Origin of the sequence: Niveispirillum sp. SYP-B3756, assembly GCF_009495745.1 — a bacterium.
Lineage (GTDB): Bacteria > Pseudomonadota > Alphaproteobacteria > Azospirillales > Azospirillaceae > Niveispirillum.
Window position 1 is genome coordinate 24341 of record NZ_WIDQ01000010.1, and the last position, 14983, is coordinate 39323.

Annotated in this window: 12 protein-coding genes; 3 read left to right on the forward strand and 9 right to left on the reverse strand. The window is 61.1% G+C overall.

Annotation, left to right across the window (positions count from 1 at the left end):
- Window positions 1–75: 75 nt before the first annotated feature.
- The 3 genes from GE253_RS18025 to GE253_RS18035 all read right to left on the reverse strand — a co-directional run bounded on the left by GE253_RS18025 (window position 76) and on the right by GE253_RS18035 (window position 3852).
- Window positions 76–1608, reverse strand: coding sequence for an acyl-CoA carboxylase subunit beta (locus GE253_RS18025; protein WP_153205540.1), 1533 nt, complete (start codon window positions 1606–1608; stop codon window positions 76–78).
- Between the two features lie 221 nt (window positions 1609–1829).
- On the reverse strand, window positions 1830–3314 hold the full coding sequence (locus GE253_RS18030) for an MAC/perforin domain-containing protein (protein WP_173012711.1): 1485 nt from the start codon (window positions 3312–3314) through the stop codon (window positions 1830–1832).
- Between the two features lie 304 nt (window positions 3315–3618).
- A complete protein-coding gene (locus tag GE253_RS18035) occupies window positions 3619–3852 on the reverse strand; it encodes a hypothetical protein (protein WP_153205542.1) in 234 nt (77 codons plus the stop codon).
- Window positions 3853–3944: 92 nt separating this feature from the next.
- Between GE253_RS18035 and GE253_RS18040 the strand changes: the two genes are divergently transcribed.
- From GE253_RS18040 to GE253_RS18050, 3 genes are all read left to right on the forward strand, one after another.
- Window positions 3945–4358, forward strand: a complete 414-nt coding sequence (locus GE253_RS18040) for a helix-turn-helix transcriptional regulator (protein ID WP_153205543.1) — start codon at window positions 3945–3947, stop codon at window positions 4356–4358.
- Between the two features lie 95 nt (window positions 4359–4453).
- On the forward strand, window positions 4454–5872 hold the full coding sequence (locus tag GE253_RS18045) for a short-chain fatty acyl-CoA regulator family protein (protein WP_153205544.1): 1419 nt from the start codon (window positions 4454–4456) through the stop codon (window positions 5870–5872).
- Between the two features lie 94 nt (window positions 5873–5966).
- Window positions 5967–6791, forward strand: a complete 825-nt coding sequence (locus tag GE253_RS18050; protein WP_153205545.1) for a sterol desaturase family protein — start codon at window positions 5967–5969, stop codon at window positions 6789–6791.
- 120 nt (window positions 6792–6911) lie between these two features.
- Here the strand turns inward: GE253_RS18050 and GE253_RS18055 are convergent, their stop codons facing one another.
- The 6 genes from GE253_RS18055 to GE253_RS18080 form a co-directional block, all read right to left on the reverse strand.
- A complete protein-coding gene (locus GE253_RS18055) occupies window positions 6912–8003 on the reverse strand; it encodes a PepSY-associated TM helix domain-containing protein (protein ID WP_153205546.1) in 1092 nt (363 codons plus the stop codon).
- A 1-nt stretch (window position 8004) separates the two neighbouring features.
- The gene (locus GE253_RS18060; protein WP_211101506.1) at window positions 8005–10122 is read right to left on the reverse strand and encodes a TonB-dependent receptor; all 2118 of its coding nucleotides are present in this window, start codon (window positions 10120–10122) and stop codon (window positions 8005–8007) included.
- Between the two features lie 150 nt (window positions 10123–10272).
- Window positions 10273–12264 (reverse strand): EAL domain-containing protein, encoded by a 1992-nt coding sequence (locus GE253_RS18065; RefSeq protein ID WP_153205547.1) that lies wholly within the window; start codon window positions 12262–12264, stop codon window positions 10273–10275.
- A 143-nt stretch (window positions 12265–12407) separates the two neighbouring features.
- Entirely contained in the window at window positions 12408–13181 is a 774-nt protein-coding gene (locus GE253_RS18070; RefSeq protein WP_153205548.1) for a MetQ/NlpA family ABC transporter substrate-binding protein, read from the reverse strand.
- A 5-nt stretch (window positions 13182–13186) separates the two neighbouring features.
- Window positions 13187–13852, reverse strand: coding sequence for a methionine ABC transporter permease (locus tag GE253_RS18075; RefSeq protein ID WP_153205549.1), 666 nt, complete (start codon window positions 13850–13852; stop codon window positions 13187–13189).
- Window positions 13821–14876 carry an ATP-binding cassette domain-containing protein gene (locus GE253_RS18080; RefSeq protein WP_153205550.1) on the reverse strand — a complete coding sequence of 352 codons (1056 nt, stop codon included), beginning with the start codon at window positions 14874–14876 and terminating at the stop codon, window positions 13821–13823. The genes GE253_RS18075 and GE253_RS18080 overlap by 32 nt, the downstream gene beginning before the upstream one ends.
- Between the last annotated feature and the right edge of the window lie 107 nt (window positions 14877–14983).

Genomic DNA, 14983 nt, shown 5'->3' on the forward strand with positions numbered 1-14983 from the left:
GGCGACGCCGCACTCTACGATCCTGGACCCCGGCCTTCGCCGGGGTGACGGGAGAGAGGCAGCAGACGAAGGGCCTCACAACGGCAGATTATCGTGCTTCTTCCAGGGGTTCTGGAGCTGCTTGTTCTTCAGCATCGCCAAGGCCTTGCACAGGCGGCGGCGGGTGCCGTGGGGCATGATCACGTCGTCGATATAGCCACGGCCCGCCGCCACAAAGGGATTGGCGAATTTCTGGCGATATTCCTCGGTCCGCGCCTCAATCTTGGCCTGATCGCCAATATCGCCACGGAAAATGATCTCCACCGCCCCCTTCGGCCCCATCACGGCGATTTCCGCACTGGGCCAGGCATAGTTCACATCGCCGCGCAGATGCTTGGACGCCATCACGTCATAGGCACCGCCATAGGCCTTGCGGGTGATCAGCGTCACCTTGGGCACCGTCGCCTCGCCATAGGCGAACAGCAGCTTGGCGCCGTGTTTGATGATGCCGTTGAATTCCTGCGCCGTGCCCGGCAGGAAGCCCGGCACATCCACCAGGGTGACGATGGGGATGTTGAAGGCATCGCAGAACCGCACGAAGCGCGCACCCTTGATGGCGCTGTCAATATCCAGGCAGCCGGCCAGCACCATCGGCTGGTTGGCGACGAAACCGACCGTCGATCCCTGCATCCGCCCAAAGCCGGTGATGATGTTCTTGGCATAATCCGGCTGGATTTCAAAAAAATCACCCTCATCCACGATCTTCGAGATCAGTTCCTTCATATCGTAGGGCTTGTTGGGATTGGCCGGAACCAGCGTATCCAGGCTCATTTCCGGGCGGTCGGCCTCATCCGGCGTGGGGCGCACGGGCGGCTTTTCCCGGTTCGACAGCGGCAGGAAATCCACAAAGCGGCGGGTTTCCAGCAAAGCCTGCACGTCATTTTCAAAGGCCAGATCGGCCACGCCGGATTTGGCCGTATGGGTCACGGCCCCGCCCAGTTCCTCCGCCGTCACCACCTCATGCGTCACCGTCTTCACCACATCGGGGCCGGTGACGAACATGTAAGAACTATCCTTCACCATGAAGATGAAGTCGGTCATGGCCGGCGAATAGACGGCCCCACCGGCGCACGGCCCCATGATCAGGCTGATCTGCGGCACCACACCAGAGGCCAGCACATTGCGCTGGAACACTTCGGCATAACCGCCCAGTGAGGCGACACCTTCCTGGATGCGGGCGCCGCCACTGTCATTCAGGCCGATGACGGGGGCACCCACCTTCATTGCCTGATCCATGATCTTGCAGATCTTCTCTGCGTGCGCTTCCGACAGGGAGCCGCCGAAGACGGTGAAATCCTGGGAAAAGACGAAGACCAGACGGCCATTGATGGTGCCATGGCCGGTGACCACACCGTCGCCCGGCACCTTCTGTGCTTCCATGCCGAAATCGCTGCAGCGATGTTCGACAAACATGTCCCATTCTTCGAAGGAACCTTCGTCCAGCAGAATGTCGATCCGTTCGCGTGCCGTCAGCTTGCCCCTGGAATGCTGGCCCGCGATACGCTTTTCACCGCCGCCCAGCCGGGCGCCGGCACGCATCTGCTCCAGCTTCAACAGCACATCCTGCATAGGAAGTTCCCGCCCTGATCGATTTCGTTGGGTTGTTTATGCAAATTATGCAGGGTGGTGGATAGGCGTGGAAAGGTGCATAAATGCGAAGGGGATCGGTGCGGATTGCAAATTTTGCAAATTTGCAGATTGACCTTACTGCTTTGTCCGGAAGGTCAATCATCGGGAGGTGGCGATATTGCGAAACGGCGCCACCCGAAGGTGACGCCGCAACGGAAAAATCAAGCCGTTTTGGAGACGAAGACATATATGAAATTGCCATGGGCACCTTTGTTCAGGTCGCCTGGAACCTGTTCAAAACCATAGGGGGCAGGCACGTTCGAGGTTTTACCGCCAATGACAGTGATGTCCTTGATGGAAATATTATTGTCGAATGCAACCGGACGGTAGCAGAGATAGACATACTCACCATGGGCCCCCTTATTCAGGTCAAGGTCCAGCTTTACATATCCAGAAGGCGCCTGCGCATCCTTTCCATAGATGATCTTGACATCGTCGATACAATTATTATTCACACGATCCGGACGGTAAGTTGCTTTATGATAACACAAATAGATATAATCCCCTTTCGCCCCTGTATTCAGGTCGTAATAAATTTTGGTGTAACCAGCGGGCGGATGAATATTGGAGTCACCACCATTAATCGCGACCAAGCTATCAACATAGTCTGGATAATATTGCCTCTTATGTGACTGCTCAGGAGCCCAATTATTATTGAAATATTCTTCATAGTACGCAGCCTTTTCCTGGTCCTCAAACAATGTCCAGATCCCAACCAGGGGTAAAGAGGACACGAACTGCACAAAGTCAGGAGATATCGCGACAGATTCCTTCCATTTATCAAAGCCCTCCTTGCCGTCGAAGGCGCCGGCCGCCAGAACACCATTGCCACCGACAGTGTGACCTCTGGAGATGGAGTTGGCGTTGAAGCTGTTGACGGAGCCTTCATATTTGGCTTTGGCCTCGCCGCTGATCTGGCCTGTCAGGAAATCATAGGATGCTTGCGCCACCGTCTCGATCGAATATGTTCGATCAACCATCAGCTTGTTGGTAGAAGATGAATAGACAGAACACCCACCCATGACAATGCCGACCAGAAAATGGCTGCCGAACCTGTCAAAAAAGTCACGGGCCGCCTCCGGGCTCTTCTCCAAGCTGTTAAAATGATCGGCAATATCTTTTTTCAGATATTTCGCCAACCCACCAGTAACTGGCAATCGCAGAGACCATAGACTGATGTTGTGTTGAATACGGCTGAATTCATTTTCACTAACTGACAAAGATTCCTCATTGAATTCACTGGAAAGGCTACCAGAGAAAAAATTATATTTTCCAGATATTTTAGCACTAGCGCCAAACTTACTCTGGAACTCATTGATAGAACTACCAGATGCGTTGTAGTAAGATGCAGAATCTGCTTGCAGCACATCAACCACGTCAGGCGTCAAATATTTTTGATTGAAAGTTACATTCTTGCGTGGTGCTGCATTCCAGTCAAAAAGCTGAACAGTGATGCTGTCAGCCGAGGCGTAATCCAGAAACGGATTATAACCAGCACCGATGGCCTCGACGCCGGGCAGAAAGTTCACGGAATCGCTATCACCCTTGGACAACAACTCACGACGCAAAAGTTTCAGTGCGTTTTGGTTACGCCATTTTACTGTCATACGGCGAGCACTGTTCTCCACAATCATATTCTCAGTCATAGTTCTCTCCATTAGCGATTTTTCGATGCACGATTCATCTGGGACGTGAGAGTCATCTCAGTCGGATCGGCTGTTGCCGACATGTGTACAATTAAAAGTTATCTTCAGCATATGAAACCCCCACAGTTTGCGTATCTTTGGTGTTTTTCAGAAGATAGCGCACAATGTTAAATTGTTAACATTGTTGTGTTACGGATTTATGGGAATTGATGCATAGATCGCAATATGGGTGGAGCAGAAAAAAGTAAGCATTTCTGCTTAGTTGACTGGCAAATCGACAGGTAAGCTGTGAGATATACATTTTTTAGTTGAGAAAAATCTGAAAAGCATTTATCAGATTCCAAATCAACTGCATGCCCTGCCTTTTGGGCACTCCCGTCGCCAAGCCCGTCCGCGTGAATAAGGTCGCGTTGGGTGCTGCGGTTTCCTTGAATGGAGAAGAGATTGCATCTTGAAAAAGATCAGCAAGGAATGCCGCCGTAACCGGGCGGACCAAGGTCATGTGAATTTTCAATGCCAGGGGGAAAGGCAGCTTCAATCGTGATCCGACGCCTATAGACGCCCGACAGGGTGCTCGCAGCTCCCAACGCCTGCCATTTTGCCCCGGTCATACAACCAGGAGCAGTTACCATGTTCAGCGATCTCACTAAGCGGGAACGCCAGGTCCTACAGCTTACGGCACAGGGGTTGCGCGGTGCGCAGATAGCCATCCAACTTGGAATTTCCGAGCAGACCATCCGCAAGCATCGTTCTTCCATCATGCAGAAGGCGGGGTTGCGGTCCACAGCGCAGTTGATCGCCTGCGCCAATCACGGGCTTGGAAACGAGAGGCACGCAGCAGCCCCATTGCCCTGGGATCGGCTATGTCCACGCGAGGCTGAAATTGTACGTCATGTTGTGGCCGGGTGCACCAGCAAAGAGATTGCCCGCCTGCTGGACATTAGCCCGCTGACAGTGCAGAAACATCGTGAAAGAGCGCGGGAAAAGCTGGGCGTCCATACAGTGGGCGAAATGATACGCCGGGGCGCTGTGACGCTGGCATGAGACAATAAGCGTTAAAAATATAGGCGCAGACGCCTAAGTCCGGCTAATCTCGCGAAAATTCGAGCCTGTGGATAACGGATGGAGAGCGCCGACGCATGACCGCCAAAATCTATGCCGGTGAACGCATCCGCCGCCTGCGGGAAGTGCGTGGCATCAGCCAGGCTGCCCTGGCGGCGGCGGTGGGGCTTTCCACCTCCTACCTGAACCAGATCGAGAATAACCAGCGGCCGCTCTCGGCCGCGGCGGTGATCCGGCTGTCGTCTTACTTTTCCGTCGAACCCAGCCATTTCGCCGATGATGCCGATCTGCGGCTGGCGTCGGAGATGCGGGAGGCGCTGGGCGATCCGCTGTTTGCCGAGCAGGCGGTGAAGTTCGCCGGCATCCGCGATGCGGTGCGGGCGGCCCCGGAGATCATGGGCGCTTTCCTGAAACTCTACCGCGCCTATCGCTCGCTGGAAGAGGAACAGCAGGCGCTGGTGGACCGGGTGGGGGGCGAGGAGACGGTGAACGGCCCGGCCTTTCCCTATGACGAGGTGCGCGATTTCGTGCAGTCGCGCCGCAACCATTTTGAAGGGCTGGACCACGCGGCAGAGGATTTGTTCGAAGCCTCGGGCTTTTCCAAGGACCGGCTGCTGGAACATCTGGCCCAGTTTCTGGCCGACCGGCATGGTGTGACCATCCGGGTGGCCCAGGGATTTGCCCGCCATGATGTGCTGTGGCGCTATGAACCGGAAGAGCGGATTCTTTTCGTTTCCGAAACGGCCCCGCGGGAGAGCCGCACTTTCTATGCCGCCCACCAGATCGGCCTGCTGTCTTACGGGGTGGAGATCGAACGGCTGGTGGCGGAGGCCAACCTTTCCAGTGTGGAGGCACGCTCCATCGCCCGGGTGGGGCTGGCCAATTATTTCGCAGGCGCATTGATCCTGCCTTACCGCCGTTTTCTGACCGAGGCGCAGCGGGTGCGCTATGATATCGACCGGTTGAGCGCCTATTTCGGGGTCAGCTTCGAACAGGTCTGTCACCGGCTGTCCACCATGCAGCGGCCGGGGATGCCAGGCGTGCCCTTCTATTTCATGAAGGTGGATATGGCCGGCAATATCGCCAAACGGTCCAGCGCCACCCGGTTTCAGTTTGCCCGGTTTGGCGGGGCCTGCCCTTTGTGGAATGTGCATCAGGCCTTTGCCCAGCCAGGGCGCATTCTGGTGCAGCAGGCACGGATGCCGGATGGGGCGACATATCTCTGTATCGCCCGCACGGTGGTGGCGGGTGGCAGCGGCTATCTCTCCCGCCCGCGCGAAGCCGCCGTGGGGCTGGGGTGTGAGATCAGCTTTGCCGACCAGTTGGTCTATTCCGCCGGGCTGGATTTGAAGGATGCCGATGCGGCGGTGCCCATCGGGTCCAACTGCAAGGTCTGTGACCGGGAAGATTGCCGCCACCGCGCCTTCCCGCCCATCGGCAAGGCGCTGCGCGTGGATGCGCATGAACGGCGGACGGTGCCTTATAATGTGACGTGAGGTTGTTCACAGACAACCATACGCTGATGTGCTTATCTTGCGGCTTCCGTGTCGCCCCTTGCTGGTGACCGGGGGATGGACGGAGAAGCCGCCGATGGATCTCGTTGCCCTGGTCGACCGCTCCCCCGCCTTTCTGGCGGTGGTGGCCCTGCTGGCGCTGGGGGAATATCTCTGGCACCGGCAGCGCGGCAGCGATGGTTATGACCTGCGGGAAAGTGCCGCCACGCTGGGCATCATGGTGGGGCAGATCGCCATCCGCACCGCCGGAATCGGGTTGATCGCGCCGCTGATGTTCGCCCTGTATGACCAGCGGCTGTTCACGCTTGACGGCGGGAGCGGGCTGGGGCTGGTCGGGCTGTTCCTGGGGGTGGATCTGGCCTATTACTGGTTTCACCGGCTGTCGCACCGGGTCCGCTTCATGTGGGCCAACCATGCCGTGCACCATTCCTCCACCCGGCTGAACCTGACGGCGGCGTTCCGGCTGGGCTGGACCAATCTGCTGACCGGAAGCTGGGTGCTTCTGCTGCCGCTGATCTGGCTGGGCTATCACCCGGTGGCCGTGCTGGGCATGTTCAGCCTGAACCTGACCTATCAACTGTTCCTGCACACGGAAATGGTGGGGCGGCTGGGGCCGCTGGAATGGGTGCTGAACACGCCCAACCATCACCGGGTGCATCATGGGTCCGATGCCGACTGCATTGACCGCAATTTCGGCGGGATGCTGATCATCTTCGACCGGCTGTTCGGCAGCTTTGCGGCGGTGGAGCCGGGGCGGAAGCTGCGCTATGGCGTGCAGGGCGGGCCGGTCAGCTATAATCCGCTGCGCATCGCCTTTGCTGAATGGGGCCGGCTGTTCCGTGATATGGCCGCCAGCCGGCACCCGTGGCAGGCGTTGCGGATATGGGTGGGGCGGCCTTAGTGTCTGTCCGGAAGGTTATCGCTTCTTTCGAACCCGTGACCTTTTTCCACCGTCATTCCCGCCTTCGCGGGAATGACGGTTAAGAGATTGGAAAAGAAGTGAAAGTTCTTGGACGGACTCTTAGGGGGTGGGCTTCCTCTTCCGCCCGGCAGGCGCCCGTTGCGGTGGGGGCCGGCGGAACCAGAAGCTCCAGACGGCCAGCGTGCCCAGCAGGACCAGCGCCAGCCCGCTGACGCTCATCACCAGCCGGAAGGCCAGCCCGCCTACCTTGGCCGTGTGCAGCGGATAGGCCAGGTTGAAAATGCGCGCGCCCAGCGGCAGGGTGGCGGCATCGCGGCTGCCCACCATGGCTCCCGTCTCCGGCTGGAACCAGACCATGGTGCGGCCATTGGGCAGCCATTCCACCGGCCGGCGCAGGCGCAGGCTGATTAATTCACCCGGACGGCGCGGCAGGGTCAGCACGCGGAACTGCGCGTCGGGGAAGCGGCTGCGCGCCTCTGCCAGCATGGCGGCCCAATCCAGCCCCGGTGCCAGAGCCCCGCCCTTTACCGCCGGCACCGCCATGGCGGCCTTTCGTTCCGCTGGCGAAATGACGGGCGACAGCAGCAGGTTGGTGACCGGCGGCAGGGTCAGCATCACTGCCGTCAGGCAGGACAGGAACAGCAAGGGTGCCATCACCACCCCGAAATCCCGGTGCTGGCGGATGATGGCCGGCCGGCTCAACCGCGCCGGCCAGAGGCGGAAACTGAAGGTGAAGCGCAGCTTCCACCACAGGATGATGCCGGAAATGATGAAGAACAGGCCGATCAGCGCGGCGATGCCGCCAATCGTCTCCCCCACATCGCCGGCCAGCAGATGCTTGTGCAGATCGGCCAGCCAGAGTTCCGGCCGCGCCCATTCGCTGTCCCAGCGGCTGACAATGTGGCCCGACTGGTCGGCATAGGCCCCGGCCCCACCGCCCATGCGCAGCCGGTGCAGGCCGAACCCGTCATCGGCAAAGATGATGGATTGCGGCCGGCCGGCCGGATCGGCCAGCAACCCGGCCGCCACCGGCCCCACTTGGGCGGCGTCGGTGACCAGGGCTTCTCCGGCACCGGGTAGCATGACCCAGGCATCCCGGTGCACCAGGATGGTGCCGGTCAGGCCCAGCAGGGCCAGCAGCAGACCAATCAGGCCACCAGCCCAGCGATGCAGCAGGTCAAGCGTGCGCATGTCAGAAACTATAATCCCAACCCAGCGTCAACGTGCGGCCGCGCCCGGCGAAAAGGCGCTGATCATCCGTCACCCGCGTCGTTTCGCTGTAATAGGTAATATACTGCTTGTCGAACAGGTTGCTGATGGACAGCGTCAGCCCGCCCGTGCCGATGGCGTGGCGCAGCAGCAGATCGGTCAGGTTATAGCCGCCAAAGCCGCTATCCTTCACCCCGCCATCGAAACGGCGGGCGATGTAGAACTGGGTCTGCAGCCGCGCGGTGACCGGTCCATAGGCATAGGCGGCGGCGACATTCACCCGGTCGGGGGAGATGTTCGAGCCGTCCAGATCCTTGTCGACCTTGCCGTCACCATTGCTGTCGGTGCGCCCGTCCAGATGGGCATAGCCGGCTGACAGCGTCAGCCCCGTGACGGGGGTTTCCCAGTTTGCATTCAGCTCCAGCCCTTCAATCTCCACCCGCTGGCGCTGCACCTCATAGACGCCGCCGACCAGCACCAGATTCTGGCCCTTCTTGGAGGTGGACCAGAAATAGGCCGCCGAGGCGGTGAGCGAACCGCGACCCAGCTCAATACCGATTTCGCGGTTGTCGGAAATCACCGGATCGATATCCAGGAAATTGTTCAGATCGACGCCATCCTTGTTGATGGCGCGGGTGATGCGGCCAATATCGGCCATGGTATAGCCCTGGGCATAGGAACCATAGAGGCGCACATCCTCCCACGGTTCCGCCACGATGCCACCATTGAACAGCGTGTCGTTGAAGGTTGGCTTGCCACCCTTGACCCGACGGGAACCGGTGGAGGCCAGCGTGGTGTAATCGTCGATCTTCACCTGGCCATTTTCGTGCCGCACGCCGGCGGCCAGATGCAGCCGGTCTTCCAGCAGGGAGAGGTTGAACTGGGCGAAGGGGGCCAGGCTGCGGAAATCCGTCGGCGGCACCCATTTGCGCCCGGTCTTGATCAGGCGCTGTTCGGTCTTGTCGAACAGGGTGTCCAGGCCGACAATAGTGGTCAGCGCCTCAAACCCCGGCATGGCGCGTTCATAGCTGAGCTTGGCCCCCAGCTTGCGTGACCGGTTCTGTGACTGGTCATACAGGGTTTTCAGCGGGGCGATGCGGATATCCTGGAACGTATCCACCGGGCTGGCATCGCTGCCGAACGTGTCCTGCGTGCGGTTGAAGAAGGCCTGGGCGGTGAAGGCACCGCCGGCCAGATCATCGGCCGTCAGGGTCAGGGCGGCACTTTCGGTGCGACCCTGCGCCGGGTCGCCCGGCGGGGTGCCGCGCTTGGCGCTGGCCGGCAGGCCGGTCTTCTGGTTGCCATTCACCACCAGATAATCGCCATCGCCTTTCAACTGAAACCGATTCAGCATCAGGTCCAGCCGCACACCATTATCCGTTTCGTAACCGAAACGGCCAAAGGCGGACCAGCTTTGCGAATCCTGGGTTTCGCCCTGGGTGCTGTCCACCCCGATGCGGCGGCCCTTGGCATCATAAAAGGCACCGCGCTTTTCATAGGCGCCGCCGACCATGGCATCCCACGGGCCTTCACGATAGGCGAGCAGGCCGGCCAGCTTGCCGCCCCGGCCATCGCCGCTGAACCCGTCATCGCTGCTGCCCTGCACCAGGACTTTGCCGGAAACACCATCCTGGCGCGGCGGGCCCACCGTCACCTGATTGACGATGCCACCGGTGCCGCCAATGCCCTGCAGGGCATTGGAGCCATAGATCACCTCCACCCGATCCACGAAGAAGGGATCGATGGTGAAACCGTCGCGGCTGCCATCGCGCAGCGGGGTGGATTGCGGGATGCCGTTGATGGCGTAAAGCGGGGACCGGCCGCGCAGCGTCTCCCCCGCACCCGACAGCTTCTGCCGGGTGGGGGAGAAGGAGGGCAACAGGGTGGAAACCGCATCCACCACCGACCCGCCAATGGCCGCCTGTTCCGCCAAGGACTTGCTGTTGATCACATCCACCGTCAACGGCAAGGCATTGGCCGGCAGCTTGCTGCGGGCGGCGGTGACGATGATCTCGTCCACCGACAGGGTCTCTTGCGCCAGAGTCGGCAGCGACAGGGCGCTGGCACCAGCCAGCAGCAACAGGGACAGGGGGATACGCACGGTCCGGGTTCCACATGCAATTCATTCGCAAGTGGTGTCGGTATAGTGACAATAATTATCAGCCGCAATGGCGTTCAATAACATGCTATGGCATTCAGGCGCAGTGTCACCCCCGTGCCACAGAGCGATTCCGCTTTTCCGCGATCCGCTCTAATCTTCGGTCCCCACCAGCCGAAGCAACGGCCCCGCATTGGGATCAATGAACTCCTTTTCAAACCGCATTGCCGGAATGGGGCGGGAGATCAGATAGCCCTGGGCCTGATCACAGCCTTCCTGACGCAGCCAGTCATATTGTTCCTGGGTTTCCACCCCTTCGGCCACCGTGGTCAGGCCCAGCTTCTTGCCGAGCGCAATGACGGTGGCGGCGATGGCGGCATCACCCGGCACATCATTGACGAAGCTGCGGTCGATTTTCAGCATCGTGACGGGCAATTGCCGCAGATAGGAGAGGGAGGAATAGCCGGTGCCGAAATCATCCACGGCGATGCGGAAACCGGCCAGCCGCAGGGTGTTCAGCACCACCATCTGGTTGGCGACATCGCGCATCACCACCGATTCCGTCACCTCCAGCGTGAACATGGAAGGCGACAGCCCGGCCCGCCGCACGATGGCAATGGCGCGGTCGGCGAAGTCCCGTTCGGCCAGCTGGCGGGCGGAAACATTGACGGCGATGCTCAGCCCCGGCAGCCGCCGGTGCCAGGAGGCGGTATCGCGGCAAACCTGCGTCAGCACCCAATAGCCCAGATCAATGATCAGGCCGGTTTCTTCAGCAATGGGGATGAACTCGGCGGGGGAGATCATGCGGCCGGCATGGTTCCAGCGCACCAGCGCCTCCGCCCCGGCGACCGCCCCGGTCTCCAGATCAATCTTGGGCTGATAATGGATATGCAGCGCATCGTCAGCCAGGGCATCGCGCAGGCTGGCCTCGGTGCGCAGGATGATCATCGCCCGTTCGGTCATCGCCCGGTCGAAGAATTTGAAGGTACCGCCACCCATCGCCTTGGCGGCATACATGGCCACATCGGCGTGCCGCATCAGCGAAATGCTGTCATCCCCATCGCCCGGATACATGGCGATACCGGCACTGGCGCCGACATGCAAAATCTGCCCGTCAATGGGGTATGCCCGGGTCAGGGCGTTCAACAGGCGGCGGGCGAGGTTGGTCACCTCGTCCGCGCCGTCCATATTTTCCAGCACGATCAGGAATTCATCACCGCCCAGCCGGCCAGCCAGATGGCCGGCGGGCAGATTTTCTTGCAACCGCTCGGCCACCTGCCGCAACAGGGCATCGCCAATGGCGTGGCCCAGGCTGTCATTGACATGTTTGAACCGGTCGAGATCCAGGAAGATCACCGCCAGCGCCCGGCCACTCTGTCCCGCGCGTTCCACGGCACCATTCAGGGACTCGGTCATCAAGACCCGGTTGGGCATGTTGGTCAGCGGGTCGCGCGTGGCCAGCCGCCGCAATTCCGATTGTGACCGGTGCAGCTGCGCCAGCAATTCATTGATGCGGGAGGCCACATAGCCCAGCTCGTCATTTTCATGGAACCGGGGCACCCGGATGGGGTTGGCCAGCGGACTGTCCGGCTTCACACGGATCAGATCCCGGCCCAGCTTGATCAGCGGCCGGGTCAGGAACAGGTGGAAAATCACCGACAGCAGCAGGGCCAGCAGCAGATTGCGCGTCAGCCCCAGCAGGACCGATCCCAGGATGGTGGCCCGCGCATCCTGAATAAAGCTGTCCGGTTTCAGATAAAGTACCAGACGGCCGATCACCTCCGTTCCGCCGGGACGGGTCAGGGTCCGTTCGGCGGTCATATAAGGCGCGATCATACGGCGGCGGAAATCGCTGACCATAGCCGGCTTTTCGCCGGTGGCGGCAAACGTGGTGCCGGAAACATCGTGGATTTCAACCCGCCCCACCGATTCCAGGGCGGTGGCGGCGCCAAAGATGCTGTCGGCCAGGGTCTGGTCCAGGTTCCACAAGGCGTTGCGGCTGGGCCCTTCCAGCAGGTTCATGATCTGAACCAGCTGGCTCTGTGCCGCTGTCTGCTTGCGGTGAACGGTAAAGGCGACCTCTGCCGCGGTCAGCACCACACCGATGCAGACCGCGCTCAACAAGATCAGCAGTGCCTGACGCATCGTCAGGCTTTTGAGCGTTCCAGAGGCCACAGTCGCCCGATCATTCTGCCATTCCCAATCCTCCTACCTTATGTTGCAGGGGACGGGAATTCACCGGGGCGACAATATCCTTAAGGTGAGGTTGGAAGTGTTAAATCTTCGCGTCACCAGGCGGGGACCAGAGCACCTTTGAATGTATCAACCACGAATTGTTTCACTGCCGGGCTCTGATAGGCTGCAATCAGGGATTTCACCCAGGGCTTGTCTTTGTCCACCGCCTTCACGGCAATGACATTGGCATAGGGGCCATCGGCGGCTTCACGCGCCAGCGCATCCTTGGTCGGGTCCAGCCCGGCCTCCAGCGCGTAATTGCCATTGATGGCGGCGATATCCACATCATTCAGGCTGCGCGGCAGCTGGGCGGCGTCCAGCTCCACAATGCGGAGGTTCTTCGGATTATCGGTGATATCCAGCGGGGTGGCGGCCAGACCGGCCCCCTCGCGCAGCTTGATCAAGCCCTGGTGCGCCAGCAGGATCAGGGCACGGCCGCCATTGGTCGGGTCGTTGGGGATGGCGACCTTGGCCTTGGTCGGCAGTGCCTCCAGGCTTTTCAGCTTGGCGGAGAACAGGCCCAGCGGGAAGGTCACCGTCTTGGCGACGGAGACCAGCTTGTAACCCCGGTCGGCAATCTGGTTGTCCAGATAGGGCTGGTGCTGAAAGCTGTTGGCATCCAGGTCGCCGCTGGCCAGCGCCTCGTTTGGCACCACATAGTCGCTGAATTCCAGAATCTCGATCTCCAGCCCCGTCGCCTTGGCCTGATCGCGCACCTTTTCCATGATCTGGGCGTGCGGGCCGGGGGTGACGCCGACGCGGATTTTCTCCGCCTGGGCGGGCAGGGCGAAGGTGGCGGCAAGCGCCAGCAGGGCCAGGATGCGCATGGATGTCAGCCTTTCAGATGGCGTTTATCAAGTTTGCGGGCCAGCGCCTCGCCGCCCGATTGCAGAATTTGCACGAGAACGATCAGGATCAGCACAACGGCCAGCATCATTTCCGGCATGAAACGCTGATAACCATAGCGGATACCCAGATCGCCCAGCCCGCCGCCGCCCACAGCCCCGACCATAGCGGAATAGCCCACCAGATTGACGGCGGCCAGGGTCAACCCGCGCAGAATGCCGGCGCGGGCTTCGGGCAGCAGCACTAGGCGGATGATCTGGCCAGGCCGCGCGCCCATGGCGCGGGCGGCATCCAGCAGCCCATGGTCCACTTCCCGCACAGCGGCTTCCACCACCCGCGCGATGAAGGGAATAGCGGCCAGTGTCAGCGGTACCGTGGCTGCCGCCGTGCCGATGGAGGTGCCGGTCAGCGCGCGGGTCAGCGGCACGATGGCCACCACCAGAATGATGAAGGGGGTGGAGCGGGCGGCATTCACCACCAGCCCCAGCAACCGATGCAGGGCCGGGCGCGGCAACAGGTCGCCCGGCCCGCACAGCGCCAGGAACAGGCCCAACGGAATGCCACCCAGACAAGCCAGCGCCCCCGCCACCAGCACCATGGACAGGGTTTGCAGCGTGGCGTCAGTTAAAAGCGACAGCATCTGCGGCGACATGGCCCAGCTCCTCAATATCCGCCCCCTGGGCGCGCAGATGGGTGATTTCCGCCGCAATGGCTGCCGCATCGCCCTTCAGGGCCAGCACCAGGGCAGCAAAGGGAATATCCTTCAGGGCCTGCACCCGCCCGGCCACCAGACTGGCGGCGACACCGGCCAGGGCGAAACCGGCCAGTACGGGCCCCGCCGCCACCGGCCCCAGCGCGTGCAGCCGCACCAGCGCCACATCGCCGGGCCGGGCGGTGGGGGACAGGCGGGCGGCCAGTGCCGCCGGCAACCTCGTCCCCGTCTCCCCAGCCAGGAAATCGCGGGTGGTGGGGTGCTGGGGATGGGTGAAGATGCGCGTCACATCACCCTGTTCGATGATGCGCCCGGCCTCCAGCACCACCACATGGTCGGCCACTTCCCGCACCACCGACATTTCATGGGTGATCAACAGCACGGTCAACCCAAGCTGCCGGTTGATGCGGCGCAGCAGGTCGAGGATTTGCCGGGTGGTTTCCGGGTCCAGCGCGCTGGTCGCCTCGTCACACAGCAGCAATTGCGGGTTGGGGGCCAGCGCGCGGGCAATGCCCACCCGCTGTTTCTGCCCGCCGGACAGGGCGGCCGGATATTGTCCCGCCTTGTCGGTCAGCCCCACCAGATCCAGCAGTTCGGCCACACGCGGGCCGATCCGGTCGCGCGGCCAGCCGGCCAGCTCCAGCGCCAGGGCCACATTGCCCGCCACGGTGCGGTTGGCCAGCAGGTTGAAATGCTGGAAGATCATGCCGATGGATTGCCGGGCGCGGCGCAAATCCGCTTCCGTCAGGGCGGTCAGATCCTGCCCGCCGACGATCACGCTGCCACTGTCCGGCCGTTCCAGCAGGTTGACGGCGCGCAGCAGGCTGCTTTTACCGGCCCCGCTGGGGCCGATGATGGCGGTGATGCTGCCGGTGGGGGCGACCAGGTCCACCCCGTCCAGGGCGGTGACGGCAGGTTTGCCCTTGCCGCCGAAAACCTTGCGCAGGCCGGTCAGCCGGACCATGGCCGGGATTGCTGGATCGGCAAATTCTGTATTCGGAGGGACTGCCCCTGTGCTTGCCATCGACGCCGTCTTCACACCAACTTACGGGGCCATGGCGGCGGGCAGTT

Excerpts from the sequence above, each read along its gene's own strand:
- GE253_RS18070 (WP_153205548.1), bottom strand. The coding sequence starts at position 13,181 with ATGCGCATCCTGGCCCTGCTGGCGCTTGCCGCCACCTTCGCCCTGCCC.
- GE253_RS18025 (WP_153205540.1), bottom strand. The coding sequence starts at position 1,608 with ATGCAGGATGTGCTGTTGAAGCTGGAGCAGATGCGTGCCGGCGCCCGG.
- GE253_RS18055 (WP_153205546.1), bottom strand. The coding sequence starts at position 8,003 with ATGCGCACGCTTGACCTGCTGCATCGCTGGGCTGGTGGCCTGATTGGT.
- GE253_RS18045 (WP_153205544.1), top strand. The coding sequence starts at position 4,454 with ATGACCGCCAAAATCTATGCCGGTGAACGCATCCGCCGCCTGCGGGAA.
- GE253_RS18080 (WP_153205550.1), bottom strand. The coding sequence starts at position 14,876 with ATGGTCCGGCTGACCGGCCTGCGCAAGGTTTTCGGCGGCAAGGGCAAA.
- GE253_RS18065 (WP_153205547.1), bottom strand. The coding sequence starts at position 12,264 with ATGCGTCAGGCACTGCTGATCTTGTTGAGCGCGGTCTGCATCGGTGTG.
- GE253_RS18030 (WP_173012711.1), bottom strand. The coding sequence starts at position 3,314 with ATGACTGAGAATATGATTGTGGAGAACAGTGCTCGCCGTATGACAGTA.
- GE253_RS18075 (WP_153205549.1), bottom strand. The coding sequence starts at position 13,852 with ATGTCGCCGCAGATGCTGTCGCTTTTAACTGACGCCACGCTGCAAACC.
- GE253_RS18040 (WP_153205543.1), top strand. The coding sequence starts at position 3,945 with ATGTTCAGCGATCTCACTAAGCGGGAACGCCAGGTCCTACAGCTTACG.
- GE253_RS18050 (WP_153205545.1), top strand. The coding sequence starts at position 5,967 with ATGGATCTCGTTGCCCTGGTCGACCGCTCCCCCGCCTTTCTGGCGGTG.